This is a genomic window from Pseudomonas sp. LBUM1679 (assembly GCF_059695565.1).
In genome coordinates this window covers 5369498-5389323 of the sequence record NZ_CP166774.1, presented here as the reverse complement: position 1 = coordinate 5389323, position 19826 = coordinate 5369498, and the positions used below count along the sequence as shown (strand labels likewise).

Annotated in this window: 15 protein-coding genes; 11 read left to right on the top strand and 4 right to left on the bottom strand. The window is 58.8% G+C overall.

Going from position 1 to position 19826, the window contains the following annotated elements; translation table 11 throughout:
* Window positions 1–157 precede the first annotated feature (157 nt).
* Together ACA062_RS24385 and ACA062_RS24380 are read right to left on the bottom strand one after the other, a co-directional pair.
* Window positions 158–946 carry an MlaA family lipoprotein gene (locus tag ACA062_RS24385; RefSeq protein WP_307328250.1) on the bottom strand — a complete coding sequence of 263 codons (789 nt, stop codon included), beginning with the start codon at window positions 944–946 and terminating at the stop codon, window positions 158–160.
* Window positions 939–2237 carry a serine/threonine protein kinase gene (locus ACA062_RS24380; protein ID WP_497453370.1) on the bottom strand — a complete coding sequence of 433 codons (1299 nt, stop codon included), beginning with the start codon at window positions 2235–2237 and terminating at the stop codon, window positions 939–941. Before ACA062_RS24380 ends, ACA062_RS24385 begins: the two co-directional genes overlap by 8 nt.
* A 224-nt stretch (window positions 2238–2461) precedes the next feature.
* Here ACA062_RS24380 and ACA062_RS24375 point away from each other — a divergent pair, with 224 nt between their 5' ends.
* The gene (locus ACA062_RS24375) at window positions 2462–2830 is read left to right on the top strand and encodes a hypothetical protein (RefSeq protein ID WP_497453369.1); all 369 of its coding nucleotides are present in this window, start codon (window positions 2462–2464) and stop codon (window positions 2828–2830) included.
* 258 nt (window positions 2831–3088) lie between these two features.
* Here the strand turns inward: ACA062_RS24375 and ACA062_RS24370 are convergent, their stop codons facing one another.
* The gene (locus ACA062_RS24370; RefSeq protein ID WP_497453368.1) at window positions 3089–4684 is read right to left on the bottom strand and encodes a glycoside hydrolase family 17 protein; all 1596 of its coding nucleotides are present in this window, start codon (window positions 4682–4684) and stop codon (window positions 3089–3091) included.
* Window positions 4685–4985: 301 nt separating this feature from the next.
* On the opposite strand from ACA062_RS24370, the gene ACA062_RS24365 reads away from it, so the two are divergent.
* The 3 genes from ACA062_RS24365 to ACA062_RS24355 all read left to right on the top strand — a co-directional run bounded on the left by ACA062_RS24365 (window position 4986) and on the right by ACA062_RS24355 (window position 8010).
* Window positions 4986–5837, top strand: a complete 852-nt coding sequence (locus tag ACA062_RS24365) for a glycine betaine ABC transporter substrate-binding protein (protein ID WP_497453367.1) — start codon at window positions 4986–4988, stop codon at window positions 5835–5837.
* A gap of 206 nt (window positions 5838–6043) precedes the next feature.
* A complete protein-coding gene (locus ACA062_RS24360; protein WP_017337238.1) occupies window positions 6044–6355 on the top strand; it encodes a DUF485 domain-containing protein in 312 nt (103 codons plus the stop codon).
* Entirely contained in the window at window positions 6352–8010 is a 1659-nt protein-coding gene (locus tag ACA062_RS24355) for a cation acetate symporter (protein ID WP_497453366.1), read from the top strand. The genes ACA062_RS24360 and ACA062_RS24355 overlap by 4 nt, the downstream gene beginning before the upstream one ends.
* A gap of 872 nt (window positions 8011–8882) precedes the next feature.
* Here the strand turns inward: ACA062_RS24355 and gltA are convergent.
* Entirely contained in the window at window positions 8883–10172 is a 1290-nt protein-coding gene (gene gltA / locus ACA062_RS24350; protein ID WP_497453365.1) for a citrate synthase, read from the bottom strand.
* 363 nt (window positions 10173–10535) lie between these two features.
* Between gltA and sdhC the strand changes: the two genes are divergently transcribed.
* The 7 genes from sdhC to lpdA all read left to right on the top strand — a co-directional run bounded on the left by sdhC (window position 10536) and on the right by lpdA (window position 19655).
* Window positions 10536–10910, top strand: coding sequence for a succinate dehydrogenase, cytochrome b556 subunit (gene sdhC, locus ACA062_RS24345; protein WP_033052382.1), 375 nt, complete (start codon window positions 10536–10538; stop codon window positions 10908–10910).
* Window positions 10904–11272 carry a succinate dehydrogenase, hydrophobic membrane anchor protein gene (gene sdhD / locus ACA062_RS24340; RefSeq protein ID WP_007977503.1) on the top strand — a complete coding sequence of 123 codons (369 nt, stop codon included), beginning with the start codon at window positions 10904–10906 and terminating at the stop codon, window positions 11270–11272. Before sdhC ends, sdhD begins: the two co-directional genes overlap by 7 nt.
* Window positions 11273–11275: 3 nt before the next feature.
* The gene (gene sdhA / locus ACA062_RS24335) at window positions 11276–13048 is read left to right on the top strand and encodes a succinate dehydrogenase flavoprotein subunit (protein ID WP_497453364.1); all 1773 of its coding nucleotides are present in this window, start codon (window positions 11276–11278) and stop codon (window positions 13046–13048) included.
* Between the two features lie 11 nt (window positions 13049–13059).
* Entirely contained in the window at window positions 13060–13764 is a 705-nt protein-coding gene (locus ACA062_RS24330) for a succinate dehydrogenase iron-sulfur subunit (RefSeq protein WP_128870180.1), read from the top strand.
* A gap of 261 nt (window positions 13765–14025) precedes the next feature.
* Entirely contained in the window at window positions 14026–16857 is a 2832-nt protein-coding gene (locus ACA062_RS24325; RefSeq protein WP_497453363.1) for a 2-oxoglutarate dehydrogenase E1 component, read from the top strand.
* Between the two features lie 42 nt (window positions 16858–16899).
* The gene (odhB, locus tag ACA062_RS24320; RefSeq protein WP_497453362.1) at window positions 16900–18120 is read left to right on the top strand and encodes a 2-oxoglutarate dehydrogenase complex dihydrolipoyllysine-residue succinyltransferase; all 1221 of its coding nucleotides are present in this window, start codon (window positions 16900–16902) and stop codon (window positions 18118–18120) included.
* 98 nt (window positions 18121–18218) lie between these two features.
* Window positions 18219–19655: a dihydrolipoyl dehydrogenase gene (gene lpdA, locus ACA062_RS24315; protein WP_497453361.1), complete on the top strand. Its 1437-nt coding sequence runs from the start codon at window positions 18219–18221 to the stop codon at window positions 19653–19655.
* Window positions 19656–19826: the final 171 nt, after the last annotated feature.

Below are 19826 nucleotides of genomic sequence, written 5' to 3'. Positions count from 1 at the left end.
GCTCGCGATAGCGGTGTAACAGTCAACATAGATGTTGAATGTTATGGCCTCATCGCGAGCAAGCTCGCTCCCACATTGGTTTTTTGGCGTTTGAAGTTGCGCGCATGAAAAAGGCCATTCGATTCGCATCGAATGGCCTTTTTTGTTGCCGATGGATTTACTCGGCGATCTGCAGCTTGCGCGATTCGGTGTACACGTAACGCACTTTCTCGTACTCGAACGGCGTATTCAGCTGGCCGTAGCGAAAGCCGGTCTGATATCGCTTGTCGACGCTGCGCAGGAGCCAGACCTCGGGATGGTTGGAGCTGACCTCTGCGACGTTCAGGAAGTTGATCGCGTTCTCGGCGGTGAAGTCCACGGCCAGGCCGCCGGTGTCGCGGATGTTCGACGGGCCGAGGATCGGCAACACGAAGTAGGCGCCACCCGGTACACCATAGAAACCCAGGGTCTGACCGAAGTCTTCGTTCTGGCGCGGCAAGCCCATGGCCGTGGCCGGGTCCCACAGGCCGGCGATGCCGACGGTGGTGTTGAGCAGCAGGCGCGCGGTGGTTTCCATCGAGCGCTTGCCCTTGAACTGCAGCAGGCTGTTCATCAGGTTCGGCACATCACCGAGGTTGTTGAAGAAGTTGCTGACGCCGGTGCGCAGGAAACTCGGGGTGATGTAGCGATAACCGTCCACCACGGGCAGGAATACCCATTGGTCGAAACGGTAGTTGAAGTGGTAGACGCGGCGGTTCCACTCTTCCAGCGGGTCGTAGACGTTCAACGCGTTGAGCGTCGAGCGCTCGAACTCGCGCTGATCCAGCCCCGGGTTGAATTTGAGTTTGCTCAGCGGCTCCTTGAAACCGTCACTGTCGATCACGACCGGGGCGTTGGCTTTGCTGTTGTCGGCACTGGCGACGCCTGCACAGAGTAACGCGGCGATAAGCAGGAGGTATTTAGCCACGGAAAAACTCCAGCATGGCGTCGCTGTTGACGCGGTAATTAAGGTTGCCGCAGTGGCCGCCCAATGGATAAACAGTCAAGCGATCGCCGAAGGTCTTGCGCAGGAAACCCAGGTCGCCAGGGCCGAGGATCACGTCGTCGGCGTTGTGCATGACCGCGATTTTCGGGCTGTCGTGCAGGTAGTCCTTGAGCGCATACAAACTGACCTGGTCGATCAGTTGCAGCAGGCTGCCGCCGTCAGTGCGGGCGCGCCACATCGGGATGACCTGCTCGGTGATGTAGCAATCGAAGTCGCATTGCAGCGCACGCTTGAGGAACGGCGTGAGGGTGGTGCCTTCGGTGATCGGGTATTTCGGCGGCGTGATCAGGCCGCGACGGTTGATCAGGTCCGAGGTGAACGCGATATCGGCCGCCGAGAAGCGGAACGAGGTGCCGATCAGCATGGCCATCTGTTCGTTGCTCAGGTGCTGCTTGGACTGCTGGAAGTCGTAGAGCAGCGCATCGTTGAGGTCGATGTAGCCCTTTTGCTGGAAGTAGCGGGTCAGTTTGTCCAGCACCAGTTCATAGAAGGTGGTGGAGTTGTCGATGCCCTTGACCTCGGTCTGGACCAGCTTGTCCAGATTGGTGATCGAGGTGTAGAGGTTGACCGGCGGGTTGAGCAGCAGGACTTTCTTGAAGTTGAAGCTGCGACGGGTTTCGTCAAGATGGGCGACGAATGCTGCGTCCAGTGCGCCCAGGCTGTAGCCGGTCAGGTAATAATCGGTGACGGCGACCTTGGGGTTTTGCGCCCGCACGGCTTGCATCACCCGGTACATGTCTTCGGCGTCTTCCTTTGTTATGCCGGGCGTGGCAAAGCGTGAGGCAGCGCTCATGAAGTCGAAGCTGGTGGGCGACGACAGTTGCACCACGTGGTAGCCGGCCTTGTAGTAGAGCTTCTTCAGGTATTCGTTGAGGGTACTGTCATAGCGCGCGCCGGTACCGGCGATCAGAAAGATCAGCGGCGCGGCTTTATCCTGGGTGGCAATGCGGTAAGTAAGTTTCTTCACTGGCCAGAAGTTGTCCGGCAGCTGGAACTCACGCTCCGGGCGCAATGTGACGCTGCGGGTTGCCTGATTGATGTCATCGTCAAGCGGCAGCTCCGGGCGCAGGTCCGGTGGCGTCGTGGCAATGGTCGCCTCGAACGGGTTGGTCAAGGGGTAGCCATAGCTGGCGGCGTCGATATCGACCGCCAGTGCGGACGCACTCAAAATAATGCCGCCAAACAGGGCGGCGAAGCGCAAGGAACGGAGCATGACTAGATCCCTTAGAGGAAGGTGCCGAATGAAGTTCGCAGGCTATGACCACGGGTTTTGCGCCAAAGTGCCATGGATCGGCACCAATCAGGCCTAATTTCGGAGTAATGGTAGCTGGACGATACACTTTGCGGCTGTTTCGTGACCAATTATCTGTGTCACGCGTTTGCTAACCGCTGCCAGGGGATTAAGCTGGCCGCCGTTTTCGCGTATTGGAGTGTTTCATGTCCCGCCGTCTGCCCGTGATTCTGCTGCTTGTTTTGCTGCCATTATGGCTGGCCGCCAGTTATGGCGCGCGTTATGGTTTCATGGAGGATGCTCAATGGGTCGGCATCTGTGTGGATGAAGCGAGCCGCTGGGAATGCCAGGTCCGTTCGAACCTGGGGCTGGTGATTCATTTCAGGGTATTGGGCTGGGCGGCATTGGCGGCAGCGGTGATCGGTTTTGTGCTGCCGGGCCGGGCAGGGTGGTGGTTGGCGGTGCTGGCGCTGGTGTTCGGATTGCCGGCGCTGGCGTTGTACAACACGACATTGGCTGTTTTTGCGGTGGTGATTGCTGCACTGCGTCTGGTCCGGGCTTCCCGCGTTGCCTGATAGATCGTCATCGCGGGCAAGTCGGATCGCCGCACCGCCGCTCCCACAGTGATCTTTGTCGAACACAAATTCGGTATTCGCCGAAGAACCCGTCTGGTCCGGGCTTCCCGCGTTGCCTGATAGATCGTCATCGCGGGCAAGTCGGATCGCCGCACCGCCGCTCCCACAGTGATCTTTGTCGAACACAAATTCGGTATTCGCCGAAGAACCCTGTGGGAGCGGGCTTGCCCGCGATGAGGCCAGTGGCCGCGCAGAAGATCAGCCCTTGCGAACCCGCAAACTGCGCCACAACGCCCCAACCATCAACACACTCACCAGCGCCCAACCCAGGGCCTGTTGGTTCTGCAAACCTTCCTGATACAACTGCGGCGCAATCCCCGCACCGATGATGAAGGTCAGCAAGGCCATCTCCCGGCGCGGCACGCTCACCGGACGGCACAGGTAAACCAGTGCTGGCAGGATAAAAGCAACACTCGGAAAGCTGCGATAACGCGGATCGAACACCAGTTCCAGCATCGTCACCGCCGCGGCGAACCCTGCTGCTGCCAGCCACCAGCCAGCCCGACGTTCCAGAACATTGAACGCGCGCTCGCGCCAACCGGTACGTGCGCTCAGGGTCAGGGCCGCATGGGCCAGCACCAGCAGGTTCAACGCCGTCAACAGGCCGACCCACAGCCACTCGCTGGCGAAGCGGGTGGTGACACGGGCCAGGTCACCCCAGGCGCCGATCGAGCAGGCGGCCAGCGCACCGAGCAGTGGCAGGACCAGCGCCGCGCGCGTGCTGCGTACACGACCGCCGAGGATCAGCGTGCCAAGGAAGATCAAGCCACCGACCGCCAGCCACTGCGACCAGTACGGTACGTTCGACACCGGACCGGCCAGCACGCCCTTGTCCTGGCGATCGGCATCGAACAACCCCCAGTACCCACCGACCGCACCTTCGCTCGCGCGTTTCCACGGTTGGTCGAAGGCTTCGATCAGGTTGTAATGCCAGCCTTGTTGCTCGGCCATGATGACAAATCCGCGGATGAACCTGGCTTCATTGACCCGGCTCGGCAGGGCGGTTTTGCGTTGGCGGCCTTCGCTCGGCCAGCCGGTTTCGCCAATCATCACGTCCTTGGGCGCGAACATGCTGCCGAAAGACTGACGCACGGCGGCCACCTGCGACAGGGCGACGTCGATGTTAGAAGGGTGATCCTCCCAGTACGGCAGCAAGTGAATAGTGATGAAGTCCACCGCCGGGGCAACTTCCGGGTGCTTTTGCCAGAACTCCCAGACGTCGGCATAAGTGACAGGCTGTTTGACCTGGCTTTTGACCCGGTCAATCAGTTTCACCAACTGCGCGCCGGTCATTTCCTTGCGCAACAAGGTCTCGTTGCCAACGATGACCGAGGTCACCACGTCCGCATTGGCATTGGCCGACGCGATCAGCAGGTCGACTTCTTTCGCGGTGTCCACCGGGTTGCTGTTGACCCAGGCGCCAATCATCATCTTCAGCCCGTGCTTGCGCGCGAGGTCAGGCAGGGCCTCGAGGCCGGTCATGGAATAGGTGCGAATGCATTCGAAGCTTTTGGCCAGCAGCGCGAGGTCGGCGTCCATGCGCTCGGGGCGCAATTTGAACGGCACATCGAACGGCGACTGGTCCTTGTCGAACGGGGTGTAGGAGGCACATTGCAGCTTGTGCGTCGCGCTGGCCACGTCCGGCAGAATCACCGGTTTGCCGAGGCCGTACCAGAAGCCACCCAGGGCAAAAAGCCCCAGCAGGCAGGCAAACAGATAAGCAAAAAAAGGAAAGCGCGATGTCGCGGGCATGGTCAGGCCGTCTGGGAGCAAAGCCGCGCATGTTACCTGCATTTGCCGCGTTTCTGGTGGCCTGCATGATTTTGACATGCAAAGTTCGGGCGGATTGGCCGGCGGACTTTCGCTGGTCTAGATTAATGGCGTTCTGATGTCGTTTCTCGATGCCTTGAGGTCGCTGGCAGAGCAGGTCGCTGTTGTCGTCAGGTTGATTATCGAGGCGTCAGTGCTCTCATGGGTAAATCGCGCTGAAGTTCGAACGGGTTTGCGGTGAAGCGCGATGGGGGCGCTGCGCACCATAACAATACGTTGACGCGACTCGGCATCCGTCGAGCGCAGCACTTTCGGGGAAGTAACGATGAAGATGCGACGACTTTTAGGCGCCAGTGCCGCTCTGGTGCTTGCGATCGGCTCCACCCAGGCGTTGGCCGCGAAGGCAACCGTGACCATCGGGTACGTCGACGGCTGGTCCGACAGCGTTGCGACCACCCATGTGGCAGCCGAAGTGATCAAGCAGAAACTCGATTACGACGTGAAGCTGCAAGCGGTCGCCACCGGGATCATGTGGCAGGGTGTCGCCACAGGTAAACTCGACGCCATGCTCTCAGCCTGGCTGCCGGTGACTCACGGCGATTACTGGGCCAAGAACAAGGATCAGGTGGTCGACTACGGCCCGAACTTCAAGGACGCCAGGATCGGCTTGATCGTGCCGGAGTACGTCAAGGCCAAGTCGCTTGAAGATCTGAAAACCGACGAGAGCTTCAAAAAGCGCATTGTTGGCATCGACGCCGGTTCAGGCGTGATGCTCAAGACCGAACAGGCGATCAAGGACTACGATCTGACCGGGTATCAGCTCAAGGCCAGTTCCGGCGCCGGCATGATTGCCGAGCTGACCCGTGCCGAGAAGAAACAGGAATCCATTGCCGTCACGGGGTGGGTGCCGCACTGGATGTTCGCCAAGTGGAAACTGCGCTTCCTGGACGACCCGAAAGGCGTTTATGGCGCGGCTGAGACCGTGAACAGCATCGGTAGCAAAGGCCTGGAAGCCAAGGCACCGGAAGTGGTCAAGTTCCTGAAGAACTTCCAGTGGGCGTCGAAAGACGAAATCGGCGAAGTGATGCTGGCGATTCAGGAAGGTGCCAAGCCTGAAGCGGCGGCGAAAGACTGGGTGGCCAAACACCCGGAACGCGTTGCAGACTGGACCAAATGATTTGAGCTGACCCTAATGGTCGGCACCTCCCAGGGCCGCCTGGCATTTATGCCAGGCGGCCTTTGCTTTTCTGTAGGAGCGAGCTCGCTCCTACAGTTTGGCGATTCTGTCATGTCGTTCTAATACTAAGGTCGTCTGGAACCAGTTCCGCAGCCGCATAGAGTGGATGACGTTACAACTTCATCTGTGCTGCGAGGATAAAAACAATGAACGACAGCATTTACCTCTCGATTCAAAACAGCCCGCGCTTCAAGGAGCTGGTTAGTAAGCGAGAAAGGTTCGCCTGGATTCTTTCGGCGATCATGCTTGGGCTTTACTCCGGTTTCATCCTGTTGATTGCTTACGGGCCGCATATCCTGGGCGCGAAAATCAGTCCTGAATCGTCAATTACCTGGGGCATACCCATTGGGGTCGGGCTGATTCTCTCGGCCTTTATCCTGACGGCAATCTACGTACGACGCGCCAATGGCGAATTCGACGACCTGAACAATGCGATTCTCAAGGAGGCTCAGCAATGATCCGGCGTCTAATGGCTCTATTGAGCATTGCAGCCTTTGCACCTGGCGCCTGGGCGGCTGAAGCCCTGACTGGCGAAGTGCACAAGCAACCGCTCAACGTTTCCGCGATCCTGATGTTCGTGGCGTTCGTCGGCTTGACCCTGTGCATTACCTACTGGGCCTCCAAGCGCAACAATTCGGCGGCCGACTACTATGCGGCGGGTGGCAAGATCACCGGCTTCCAGAACGGTCTGGCCATTGCCGGCGACTATATGTCCGCGGCGTCCTTCCTGGGTATTTCCGCCCTGGTGTTCACTTCCGGCTACGACGGCCTGATCTACTCGATCGGCTTCCTGGTGGGCTGGCCGATCATTCTGTTCCTGATCGCCGAGCGCCTGCGTAACCTGGGTAAATACACCTTTGCCGACGTGGCGTCCTACCGCCTGGGGCAAACCCAGATCCGCACGCTGTCCGCCTGCGGTTCGCTGGTGGTGGTAGCGTTCTACCTCATCGCGCAGATGGTCGGCGCCGGCAAGCTGATTCAGCTGCTGTTCGGTCTCGACTACTACGTCGCCGTGATCCTGGTCGGCATCCTGATGTGCATGTACGTGTTGTTCGGCGGCATGCTGGCGACCACTTGGGTGCAGATCATCAAGGCCGTGTTGCTGCTGTCCGGTGCCTCGTTCATGGCGCTGATGGTGATGAAACACGTCAACTTCGACTTCAGCGCCCTGTTCTCCGAGGCGATCAAGGTTCACCCTAAAGGTGAGGCGATCATGAGCCCGGGCGGGCTGGTGAAAGATCCGGTCTCTGCGTTCTCCCTTGGCCTGGCACTGATGTTCGGTACCGCTGGCCTGCCGCACATTCTGATGCGCTTCTTCACCGTGAGTGACGCGAAAGAAGCTCGTAAGAGCGTGTTGTATGCAACCGGCTTCATTGGCTACTTCTACATCCTGACGTTCATCATCGGCTTCGGCGCGATCCTGCTGGTCAGCACCAACCCGGCCTTTAAAGATGCGGCTGGCGCGCTGTTGGGCGGCAACAACATGGCGGCGGTGCACCTGGCCAATGCGGTGGGCGGCAGTATTTTCCTGGGCTTCATCTCGGCGGTAGCGTTCGCGACCATTCTGGCAGTCGTTGCCGGTCTGACGCTGGCCGGTGCCACGGCGGTGTCCCACGACCTTTACGCCAGTGTGATCAAGAAGGGCAAAGCCAACGACAAGGACGAGATCCGCGTCTCGAAAATCACCACCGTCTGCCTGGGTGTGCTGGCGATCGGTCTGGGTATCCTGTTCGAAAGCCAGAACATCGCGTTCATGGTGGGCCTGGCGTTCTCGATCGCGGCGAGCTGTAACTTCCCGGTGCTGCTGCTTTCCATGTACTGGAAGAACCTGACCACCCGCGGTGCGATGATCGGCGGCTGGTTGGGCCTGATCAGTGCCGTTGGCTTGATGGTGCTTGGGCCAACCATTTGGGTGCAGATTCTGCATCACGAGAAGGCGATCTTCCCATACGAGTACCCGGCGCTGTTCTCCATGGCCATTGCGTTTATCGGGATCTGGTTCTTCTCGATCACTGACAAGTCGAAGGCGGCTGACAATGAGCGGGCGCTGTTCTTCCCGCAGTTTGTTCGTTCGCAGACGGGGTTGGGGGCGAGTGGGGCGGTTGCTCACTAAGGCTTCGGGTTTCCATATATAAGCTGAGCTGGACGAAATGCCCTGGTCGAGAGATCGGGGCATTTTTTTTATGGGCGGTTATCGAACTTTGTTGGGCTTGGGTGCGGTGGTGGGCTGATAGCCGGTTTTGATGGTGTACATATCCGTTGCTGCGGTAACGGCCACTTAGGGTTTCGCCCTTACGGCGACTCACTTTTTTTTCAAACGCCAAAAAAAAGTAAGCAAAAAAAGGCTCGCCCCAAGCGTCCGGCCCCTCGCTAAGGCTCGGCGTTCCTTCGCTCCGGTATCCATCCGGGGACACTGCCCTCCGGTCTGCTTCGCGACGACCTACATGCAGCGTGTTCGACTGCGTCGAACGGCGCTGCGCGCCACTCCCCGGATGAACACCTCCACTCAGCCTACCGAAGGGGCGTGTGGATCAAGATCAAAAGCTGCAGGCGAGCTAACGCTCGGCCTGATGAGTGGTGAAGAGCGGACGGTGTACGCCGATCCTTTGTAGGAGCTGGCTTGCCAGCGAAGGCGGCCTGCCAGCCGACCAATATCTGTCGGATGTACGCTGACCCACTGTAGGAGCTGGCTTGCCAGCGAAGGCGGCCTGCCAGCCGACCAATATCTGTCGGATGTACGCTGACCCACTGTAGGAGCTGCCGCAGGCTGCGATCTTTTGATCTTCAACATGATTGCGCGGTGCCTGATCCGCAGCAAAGATCAAAGGATCGCAGGCTTCGCCAGCGCCTACAGGGGCACGCGTGCGCTTGAGGGTTAGGCCGGCCGGCAGTTCGCCGCGCATTTAGCACCAGGCACAAACAAAAACGGCCCCTATAAAAGAGGCCGCTTCCGGTACAGCTCAAGACATTATCGCAAGACAGGTCTTATTTGCGGTCTTCCAGATCAGGAATGTCACGCGACTCGTAGCCGGTGTACAACTGCCGCGGACGGCCGATCTTGTACGGGCTGGAGAGCATTTCTTTCCAGTGGGAGATCCAGCCGACGGTCCGCGCCAGGGCGAAGATCACGGTGAACATGCTGGTTGGAATGCCGATTGCCTTGAGGATGATCCCCGAGTAGAAGTCGACGTTCGGGTACAGCGAGCGCTCGATGAAGTACGGGTCGGTCAGGGCGATCTCTTCCAGGCGCATGGCCAGTTCGAGTTGCTTGTCGTGCTTGATGCCCAGCTCTTTCAGCACTTCGTCGCACGTCTGCTTCATCACGGTGGCGCGTGGGTCGCGGTTTTTGTAGACCCGGTGACCGAAGCCCATCAGTTTGAACGGATCGTTTTTGTCCTTGGCCTTGGCGATGTACTGGTCGATGTTCGAGACATCGCCAATTTCGTCAAGCATGGTCAGAACGGCTTCGTTCGCGCCGCCGTGGGCAGGGCCCCACAGTGCAGCGATGCCGGCGGCGATGCAGGCGAACGGGTTGGCACCCGAAGAGCCGGCCAGGCGTACGGTGGAGGTCGACGCGTTCTGCTCGTGGTCGGCATGGAGGATGAAGATCTTGTCCATGGCCTTGGCGAGCACCGGGCTGATCGGTTTGATCTCGCACGGGGTGTTGAACATCATGTGCAGGAAGTTTTCCGCGTACGTCAGGTCGTTGCGCGGGTACATCATGGGTTGACCCATGGAGTACTTGTAAACCATCGCGGCCAGGGTCGGCATCTTCGCAACCAGGCGGATCGCGGAGATTTCGCGATGCTGCGGGTTTTTGATGTCCAGGGAGTCGTGGTAGAAGGCCGAGAGGGCGCCGACTACACCGCACATGACGGCCATAGGGTGGGCGTCGCGACGGAAGCCGTTGAAGAAAGTCTTCAGCTGCTCGTGAACCATGGTGTGGTTCTTGACGGTGCTGACGAACTGGGCTTTCTGTTCTGCGGTCGGCAATTCGCCGTTGAGCAGCAGATAGCAGGTTTCCAGATAGTCCGACTTTTCAGCCAGCTGTTCGATCGGGTAACCGCGGTGCAGCAGAATGCCGTTGTCGCCGTCGATATAGGTGATCTTCGACTCGCAGGAAGCAGTCGACATGAAACCAGGGTCAAAGGTGAAACGGCCCGTGGCCGTCAGGCCCCGAACGTCGATAACATCGGGACCAACGGTGCCGGTTAAAATGGGCAGCTCGACGGGGGCTGCGCCCTCGATGATCAACTGCGCTTTTTTGTCAGCCATGTGGCCTCCTATTTATGCTTGAAATCATCAGACAGACCCCCCACGCAGGGCCCGCACCACTATAGTGAGATAAATTCGAATGTCAATTTGCCTAAACTCTTGCTCCAGAAGGCTTTAACCGGACTTTTTCCTCGAAATTGCCTGCCATTTACGCCTTTTATCCAACTTGTGCAATGCGCTATTGGGGGTAGGCGAACGCGTTGTCATTAGTAGCCTAACTGTCTATACTCGGCCACCGACCGCCAGGGGCTTTTGGGCCTGCTTTATTGGGGGTCGCATCCCTGGGTGGTGGTTACCTGACCAGTGCACTCCCCAACAACTTTGCCCTGATTGTTAGGGGCTCTTCAGTGTGAAAAAAAAGCCGTGAAAAGCCAACGACCTGTAAACCTAGACCTAAGGACCATCAAACTCCCCATCACCGGCGTTACGTCGTTTCTTCACCGTGTTTCCGGCATCATCCTCTTCCTGGGCCTTGGCTTCATGCTTTATGCATTGGGCAAATCCCTGGGTTCCGAGGAAGGTTTTGCCGACGTGAAGGCAACCTTGACCAGCCCGCTGGCCAAGTTCGTAGCATGGGGTCTCCTGTCCGCTCTTCTGTATCACCTGGTAGCCGGTGTGCGCCACTTGATCATGGACATGGGCATCGGTGAGACGCTTGAAGGCGGCCGCCTGGGCTCGAAAATTATCATCGCCGTTTCCGTGGTGTTGATCGTTCTGGCAGGAGTTTGGATATGGTAACCAGCGTTACGAACCTTTCGCGTTCCGGTCTTTATGACTGGATGGCGCAACGTGTGTCTGCGGTCGTTCTCGCGGCTTATTTCATCTTCCTGATCGGATACCTCGCGGCGAACCCGGGCATTGGCTATGACCAATGGCACGGCCTGTTCGCCCACAACGGGATGCGTATCTTCAGTCTGCTGGCCCTTGTGGCCCTGGGCGCTCACGCCTGGGTCGGCATGTGGACCATCGCGACCGACTACCTGACGCCGATGGCGCTGGGCAAGTCCGCGACTGCAGTACGTTTCCTTTTCCAGGCAGTATGCGGCGTTGCGATGTTCGCTTACTTCGTCTGGGGTGTGCAGATTCTCTGGGGTATCTGATCCATGGCTAACATTCCAACGATTTCTTTCGACGCCATCATTATTGGTGGTGGCGGTGCCGGCATGCGCGCCGCGCTGCAACTGGCGCAAGGCGGTCACAAGACTGCCGTGATCACCAAGGTGTTCCCGACCCGTTCGCACACTGTTTCCGCTCAGGGTGGCATTACCTGCGCCATCGCTTCGGCTGATCCGAACGATGACTGGCGCTGGCACATGTACGATACCGTCAAGGGTTCCGACTACATCGGTGACCAGGACGCTATCGAATACATGTGTCAGGAAGGCCCGGCTGCGGTATTTGAACTGGACCACATGGGTCTGCCGTTCTCCCGTACCGAACAAGGTCGTATCTACCAGCGGCCATTCGGCGGTCAGTCGAAGGATTACGGTAAAGGTGGCCAGGCTGCCCGTACCTGCGCCGCGTCCGACCGTACCGGTCACGCGCTGCTGCACACGCTTTATCAGGGCAACCTGAAAGCCGGCACCACGTTCCTGAACGAGTACTACGCTGTTGACCTGGTGAAAAACCAGGAAGGCGAGTTCGTCGGTGTGATCGCCATCTGCATCGAAACCGGTGAAACCAGCTACATCCGCGCCAAGGCCACCGTTCTGGCCACTGGCGGTGCCGGTCGTATCTACTCGTCCACCACCAACGCCTTGATCAACACCGGTGACGGCGTCGGCATGGCTCTGCGTGCTGGCGTGCCGGTGCAAGACATCGAAATGTGGCAGTTCCACCCGACCGGCATCGCCGGCGCCGGTGTACTGGTTACTGAAGGTTGCCGTGGTGAAGGTGGTTACCTCATCAACAAGCACGGCGAGCGTTTCATGGAGCGTTACGCTCCGAACGCCAAAGACCTTGCCGGTCGTGACGTCGTTGCCCGTTCGATGGTTAAGGAAATCATCGCCGGCAACGGTTGCGGTCCGAATGGCGACCACGTACTGCTCAAGCTCGACCACCTGGGTGAGGAAGTGCTGCACAGCCGCCTGCCAGGCATCTGCGAACTGTCCAAGACATTTGCTCACGTTGATCCGGTGGTTGCTCCGGTTCCGGTCGTTCCGACTTGCCACTATATGATGGGCGGCGTTCCGACCAACATTCATGGTCAGGCGATCACCCAGGATGCCGAAGGCGTCGACACCATCATTCCTGGCCTGTTCGCAGTGGGCGAAGTGGCTTGCGTATCGGTTCACGGTGCCAACCGTCTGGGCGGCAACTCGTTGCTCGACCTGGTTGTGTTCGGTCGTGCGGCGGGTCTGCACCTGGAAAAAGCGCTGACCGACGGTATCGAATACGACGACGCCACCGACGCCAACATTGAAACGGCTCTGGCCCGTCTGTCCGCTCTGAACGAGCGTACCGATGGCGAAGACGTGGCAACCCTGCGTCGCGAGCTGCAAAACTGCATGCAGAACTACTTCGGTGTATTCCGTACCGGCGAATACATGCAGAAGGGTATTGCCCAGCTGGCTGACCTGCGCGTGCGTATCGCCAACGTCAAGATCAGCGATAAGTCGCAGGCGTTCAACACTGCACGTATCGAAGCGCTGGAGCTGCAGAACCTGCTGGAAGTGGCCGAAGCCACCGCCATCGCTGCAGAGATCCGCAAAGAGTCCCGCGGCGCTCACGCCCGTGAAGACTTTGAAGACCGCGACGACGAAAACTGGCTGTGCCACACCCTGTTCTTCCCGGGTGACAAGCGCGTGACCAAGCGTGCTGTGAACTTCTCGCCGAAGACTGTTCCGACTTTTGAACCTAAGATTCGGACTTATTAAGGGTGGCCGCCATGTTGAAAGTCAGTGTTTATCGCTACAACCCTGATCAGGACGCTGCGCCGTTCATGCAGGAATTCCAGGTCGACACCGGTGGTAAAGACCTGATGGTGCTGGACGTGCTGGCCCTGATCAAAGAGCAGGACGAAGGTTTCTCCTATCGTCGCTCTTGCCGTGAGGGTGTTTGCGGTTCCGACGGCATGAACATCAACGGCAAAAACGGCCTGGCGTGCGTCACGCCGCTGTCTGCCGTCGTAAAAGGTAACAAGTTGGTTGTTCGTCCTTTGCCAGGTTTGCCGGTAATCCGTGACCTGGTCGTCGATATGAGCATCTTCTACAAGCAATACGAAAAGGTTAAGCCTTACCTGCAGAACGACACGCCGGCTCCGGCCATCGAACGTCTGCAGACCCCGGAAGAGCGTGAAAAGCTCGACGGTCTGTACGAGTGCATCCTGTGCGCTTGCTGCTCGACCTCCTGCCCATCCTTCTGGTGGAACCCGGACAAGTTCCTGGGTCCAGCTGCTCTGCTGCAAGCGTATCGCTTCCTGGCAGACAGCCGTGACACCAAGACTGCCGAGCGTCTGGCTTCACTGGATGACCCGTTCAGCGTATTCCGCTGCCGCGGGATCATGAACTGCGTCAACGTTTGTCCGAAAGGCCTGAACCCGACTAAGGCCATCGGTCACATTCGTAACATGCTTCTGCAAAGCGGCGTGTGATTCAGCTGTAGTACCCGCAAGACCGCTGTACCCGTAGATGCTACGGCGCAGGCTTCAACCGGCGCCGTAGTTTTAACCTGAGCAGCAGCTTAAAAGGCTGCGGCTCTTATTTTGAAGAAATGAGACAAGCAGGGGCATCCGGGCTGGTACCCGGACTATCAGCGTGATCCTAGTGGCTTGTTTTAGTCGCTGCATTCGGACTTCTGCAAGCGTGCTCGGTGTCGACGCCGGTGGTGTTCCCCTAACCGAGGGTGACCAAGCATGCAAGAAAGCGTGATGCAGCGCATGTGGAACAGCGCCTACCTATCCGGTAGTAACGCTGCCTATGTGGAAGAGCTCTACGAGCTCTACCTGCACGACCCTAACGCTGTGCCAGAAGAGTGGCGCACCTACTTCCAGAAGTTGCCTGCCGACGGCAACTCTGCCACCGATGTTTCGCACTCCACGATTCGCGATCATTTCGTCTTGCTGGCAAAGAACCAGCGCCGCGCCCAACCGGTTTCCGCCGGCAGCGTGAGCAGTGAGCACGAGAAGAAGCAAGTTGAAGTGCTGCGATTGATCCAGGCCTACCGTATGCGTGGCCACCAGTCAGCCCAGCTTGACCCGCTGGGGCTGTGGCAGCGTCCTGCACCTGCAGACCTGTCGATCAATCATTACGGCTTGACCAATGCCGATCTTGATACGACCTTCCGTGCCGGCGACCTGTTCATCGGCAAAGAGGAGGCGAGCCTACGCGAAATTCACGAAGCGTTGCAGCAGACATATTGCCGCACCATCGGCGCTGAGTTTACGCACATCACCGATTCCGAGCAGCGCCAGTGGTTCCAGCAGCGTCTGGAAAGCGTGCGTGGCCGTCCGACGTACTCCGCCGACATCAAGAGCCACCTGCTCGAGCGCGTGACCGCCGGTGAAGGTCTGGAAAAATACCTGGGCACCAAATACCCGGGTACCAAGCGTTTCGGCCTGGAAGGCGGCGAGAGCCTGATTCCGATGCTCGACGAGCTGATCCAGCGTTCCGGTTCCTACGGCACCAAGGAAATCGTGATCGGCATGGCCCACCGTGGCCGCCTGAACGTGCTGGTCAACACCTTCGGCAAGAATCCGCGCGAGCTGTTCGACGAGTTCGAAGGCAAGAAGAAGGTCGAGCTGGGTTCCGGTGACGTTAAATATCACCAGGGCTTCTCCTCCAACGTGATGACCACCGGCGGTGAAGTTCACCTGGCCATGGCGTTCAACCCGTCCCACCTGGAAATCGTTTCGCCAGTGGTCGAGGGTTCGGTGCGTGCCCGTCAGGATCGTCGCAACGACCCTACCGGTGAGAAGGTTCTGCCGATTTCCATCCACGGTGACGCGGCATTCGCCGGTCAAGGCGTGGTCATGGAAACCTTCCAGATGTCGCAGACCCGCGGTTTCAAGACCGGCGGTACCGTGCACATCGTGATCAACAACCAGGTCGGTTTCACCATCAGCAACCCGCTGGACTCGCGTTCCACCGAGTACGCCACCGACGTCGCGAAAATGATCCAGGCGCCGATCCTCCATGTGAATGGTGATGATCCGGAAGCCGTATTGTTCGTGACCCAGCTGGCCATCGACTACCGCATGCAGTTCAAGCGTGACGTGGTGATCGATCTGGTCTGCTACCGTCGTCGCGGCCACAACGAGGCCGACGAGCCAAGTGGTACCCAGCCGCTGATGTATCAGCAGATCGCCAAGCAGCGCACCACCCGTGAGCTGTATGCCGATCGCCTGACCCAGGGCGGAGTGCTCGACGCTGAGCGTGTTCAGGCCAAGGTCGACGAATACCGCAACGCGCTGGACAACGGTCTGCACGTAGTGAAAAGCCTGGTCAAAGAGCCGAACAAAGAGTTGTTCGTGGACTGGCGTCCGTATCTGGGCCACGCCTGGACCGCGCGTCACGACACGCGTTTCGACCTGAAGACCTTGCAGGAACTGTCCGCCAAGCTGCTGGAAATTCCAGAAGGCTTCGTGGTTCAGCGCCAGGTCTCGAAAATCTACGAAGACCGTCAGAAAATGCAAGCCGGCGGCCTGCCGATCAACTGGGGTTACGCCGAAACCATGGCGTACGCGACCCTGGCGTTCGAAGGTCACCCGATTCGCATGACGGGTCAGGACATCGGTCGCGGTACGTTCTCGCACCGTCACGCCGTCCTGCACAACCAGAAAGACACGGGCAGCTACATTCCGCTGCAGAACCTGTACAAAGGTCAGCCTCGCTTCGACCTGTACGATTCGTTCCTGTCCGAGGAAGCGGTTCTGGCGTTCGAATACGGTTATTCGACCACTACGCCTGAGGCGCTGGTGATCTGGGAAGCCCAGTTCGGCGACTTCGCCAACGGTGCCCAGGTGGTTATCGACCAGTTCATCACCAGTGGCGAGCACAAGTGGGGCCGTCTCTGCGGTCTGACCATGCTGCTGCCGCACGGTTATGAAGGCCAGGGGCCGGAGCACTCTTCGGCTCGTCTGGAGCGTTACCTGCAGCTGTGCGCCGAGCACAACATTCAGGTAGCGGTACCGACTACACCGGCTCAGATCTACCACTTGCTGCGTCGTCAGGTGATTCGCCCGCTGCGCAAGCCGTTGATCGTGCTGACGCCGAAGTCGCTGCTGCGTCACAAACTCGCCGTGTCGACCCTGGAAGATCTGGCCGAAGGTTCGTTCCAGACCGTCATCCCGGAAATCGATGCACTGGATCCGAAAAAGGTCGAGCGCGTTGTTCTGTGTAGCGGCAAGGTCTACTACGACCTGCTGGAAAAACGCCGTGCCGAAGGCCGTGACGACATCGCCGTCGTGCGTATCGAGCAGCTGTACCCATTCCCTGAGGACGACTTGAACGAAGTCCTGGCTCCGTACACCAACCTCAAACACATCGTTTGGTGTCAGGAAGAGCCGATGAACCAGGGTGCGTGGTACTGCAGCCAGCACCACATGCGTCGCATCGTTGGCAATCACAACAAGGCACTCGTACTCGAGTACGCCGGCCGTGATGCTTCTGCTGCACCTGCATGTGGTTATGCATCGATGCACGCCGAACAGCAGGAAAAACTGCTGCAAGACGCCTTTACTGTTTAACGCCTTCGCGCACCTGAAACCGAATTTAAGGACCCACAGATAATGGCTATCGAAATCAAAGCCCCCACTTTTCCGGAATCGGTTGCCGATGGCACCGTTGCCACTTGGCACAAACAACCGGGCGACGCTGTAAAGCGTGATGACCTGATCGTCGATATCGAAACCGACAAGGTTGTTCTGGAAGTGTTGGCCACCGCTGACGGCGTGCTGGGCGCTATCGTCAAGAACGAAGGCGACACCGTTCTGTCCGACGAAGTCCTGGGCTCCATCGAAGCGGGCGGCGCTGCTGCCGCTCCAGCCGCTGCCGCTGCTCCGGCCGCTGCACAGGCTGCTGCTCCTGCCGCCGAAGGCGAAGACGATCCTGTTGCTGCACCGGCTGCTCGCAAGCTGGCTGAAGAAAATGGCATCAACATCGCTTCCGTTGCCGGCACTGGCAAAGGCGGTCGCGTGACCAAGGAAGACGTGGTGGCAGCGGTTGCCGCCAAGAAATCCGCTCCGGCTGCCGCGCCTGCCAAGGCTGCTGCTCCTGCTGCCGCAGCTCCGGTTTTCGCCGCTGGCGACCGCATCGAGAAGCGCGTGCCGATGACCCGTGTGCGGGCCACCGTTGCCAAGCGTCTGGTTGAAGCCCAGTCGAACATGGCGATGCTGACCACGTTCAACGAAGTCGACATGACCGAAGTCATGGCCCTGCGTTCGAAGTACAAAGACCTGTTCGAGAAGTCCCACAATGGCGTGCGCCTGGGCTTCATGTCGTTCTTCGTCAAGGCTGCTACCGAAGCGCTGAAACGCTTCCCGGCAGTCAACGCTTCGATCGACGGTGCCGACATCGTTTACCACGGCTATGCCGACGTCGGTGTTGCTGTCTCCAGCGACCGCGGCCTGGTTGTGCCGGTTCTGCGTAACGCCGAACTGATGAGCCTGGCTGAAATCGAAGGCGGCATCGCCACCTTCGGCAAGAAAGCCCGTGACGGCAAACTGTCGATGGACGAGATGACCGGTGGTACGTTCACCATCACCAACGGTGGTACCTTCGGTTCGATGATGTCGACCCCAATCGTCAACCCGCCGCAAGCGGCCATCCTGGGCATGCACAACATTCTGCAGCGTCCTATGGCGATCAACGGTCAGGTTGTCATCCGTCCGATGATGTACCTGGCGCTGTCCTACGATCACCGTCTGATCGATGGCAAAGAAGCTGTGACCTTCCTGGTTACCATCAAGAACCTGCTGGAAGACCCGGCTCGTTTGCTGCTGGATATCTGATAGAAGCCGCTACAGGCTTCAAGCCACAAGCTGCAAGCAATTGCAGCCTGGCTTGAGGCTTGTGGCTTCAAGCTTGTTGCCAAAAGAGGATTTTTTGAATGTCGCAGAAATTTGACGTAGTAGTGATCGGCGCGGGCCCTGGCGGCTATGTGGCTGCCATCAAGGCCGCGCAGCTGGGTCTTTCGACGGCCTGCATCGAGAAGTACACCGACAAGGAAGGCAAGCTGGCGCTGGGCGGTACCTGCCTGAACGTCGGTTGCATTCCTTCCAAGGCCCTGCTGGACAGCTCCTGGAAATACAAGGAAGCCAAAGAAGGCTTCGCGATCCACGGGATCAACCACGCCGGCGTGACCATGGACGTGCCAGCGATGGTCGGCCGCAAGGCCAACATCGTCAAGGGTCTGACTTCCGGTGTTGCGACCCTGTTCAAAGCCAACGGTGTGACCTCCATCCAGGGTCACGGCAAGCTGCTGGCCGGCAAGAAAGTCGAAGTCACCAAACCTGACGGTTCGGTAGAAATCATCGAAGCCGAAAACGTGATTCTGGCCCCAGGCTCGCGTCCGATCGACATTCCACCGGCTCCGGTTGACCAGAATGTGATCGTCGATTCGACGGGCGCGCTGGAATTCCAATCCGTACCAAAACGTCTGGGCGTGATCGGCGCTGGCGTCATCGGTCTGGAACTGGGTTCGGTCTGGTCCCGCCTGGGTGCAGAAGTCACCGTTCTCGAAGCGCTGGACACCTTCCTGATGGCCGCTGACGCTGCCGTTTCCAAGGAAGCGCTGAAAACCCTGACCAAACAGGGTCTGGACATCAAGCTGGGCGCTCGCGTCACCGGTTCCAAAGTGAACGGCGACGAAGTCGTGGTGAACTACACCGACGCCAAGGGCGAACAGAACATCACCTTCGACAAGCTGATCGTAGCCGTTGGTCGCCGTCCGGTGACCACTGATCTGCTGTCCGCCGATTGCGGCGTGACCCTCGACGAGCGCGGTTTCGTGCACGTTGACGATCACTGCGCCACCACCGTACCGGGCGTTTTCGCGATCGGCGACGTGGTTCGCGGCATGATGCTGGCTCACAAGGCCTCGGAAGAGGGCATCATGGTTGTCGAGCGCATCAAGGGCCACAAAGCCCAGATGAACTATGACTTGATCCCTTCGGTTATTTATACTCACCCGGAAATCGCATGGGTCGGTAAAACCGAGCAGACCTTGAAAGCTGAAGGCGTTGAAGTTAACGTCGGCACTTTCCCGTTCGCAGCCAGTGGCCGTGCCATGGCAGCCAACGATACCGGCGGTTTCGTCAAAGTCATTGCCGATGCCAAGACTGACCGCGTATTGGGCGTCCACGTGATTGGCCCGAGCGCTGCAGAACTGGTTCAGCAGGGCGCGATCGGTATGGAATTCGGCACCAGCGCTGAAGACCTGGGCATGATGGTCTTCTCCCATCCGACCCTGTCCGAAGCCTTGCACGAAGCAGCTCTGGCAGTGAATGGCGGCGCCATTCACATCGCCAACAAGAAGAAGCGTTAAGACAATAAGAAACCACGGCGGTATGGCCCGTCGTGAGCCTTGCATGCAAGCCTCACCGCGGAATATCCGCTGGACGCAGTCTTGCGTAGCTGCACCGGTTGTCCGGAAAGGCTACGCAAGCAGCAGTCACAGGTGGTGCGGCACTTGAACGAGTGCAGCACCGAATGCGCA

Bases quoted from the DNA above. Each gene is read 5' to 3' on its own strand.
- gltA (WP_497453365.1), bottom strand. From the start codon at position 10,172: ATGGCTGACAAAAAAGCGCAGTTGATCATCGAGGGCGCAGCCCCCGTC.
- lpdA (WP_497453361.1), top strand. From the start codon at position 18,219: ATGTCGCAGAAATTTGACGTAGTAGTGATCGGCGCGGGCCCTGGCGGC.
- ACA062_RS24375 (WP_497453369.1), top strand. From the start codon at position 2,462: ATGTCCCGCCGTCTGCCCGTGATTCTGCTGCTTGTTTTGCTGCCATTA.
- odhB (WP_497453362.1), top strand. From the start codon at position 16,900: ATGGCTATCGAAATCAAAGCCCCCACTTTTCCGGAATCGGTTGCCGAT.
- ACA062_RS24355 (WP_497453366.1), top strand. From the start codon at position 6,352: ATGATCCGGCGTCTAATGGCTCTATTGAGCATTGCAGCCTTTGCACCT.
- sdhA (WP_497453364.1), top strand. From the start codon at position 11,276: ATGGCTAACATTCCAACGATTTCTTTCGACGCCATCATTATTGGTGGT.
- ACA062_RS24365 (WP_497453367.1), top strand. From the start codon at position 4,986: ATGAAGATGCGACGACTTTTAGGCGCCAGTGCCGCTCTGGTGCTTGCG.
- ACA062_RS24330 (WP_128870180.1), top strand. From the start codon at position 13,060: ATGTTGAAAGTCAGTGTTTATCGCTACAACCCTGATCAGGACGCTGCG.
- ACA062_RS24370 (WP_497453368.1), bottom strand. From the start codon at position 4,684: ATGCAGGTAACATGCGCGGCTTTGCTCCCAGACGGCCTGACCATGCCC.
- sdhD (WP_007977503.1), top strand. From the start codon at position 10,904: ATGGTAACCAGCGTTACGAACCTTTCGCGTTCCGGTCTTTATGACTGG.
- ACA062_RS24325 (WP_497453363.1), top strand. From the start codon at position 14,026: ATGCAAGAAAGCGTGATGCAGCGCATGTGGAACAGCGCCTACCTATCC.
- ACA062_RS24380 (WP_497453370.1), bottom strand. From the start codon at position 2,237: ATGCTCCGTTCCTTGCGCTTCGCCGCCCTGTTTGGCGGCATTATTTTG.
- ACA062_RS24360 (WP_017337238.1), top strand. From the start codon at position 6,044: ATGAACGACAGCATTTACCTCTCGATTCAAAACAGCCCGCGCTTCAAG.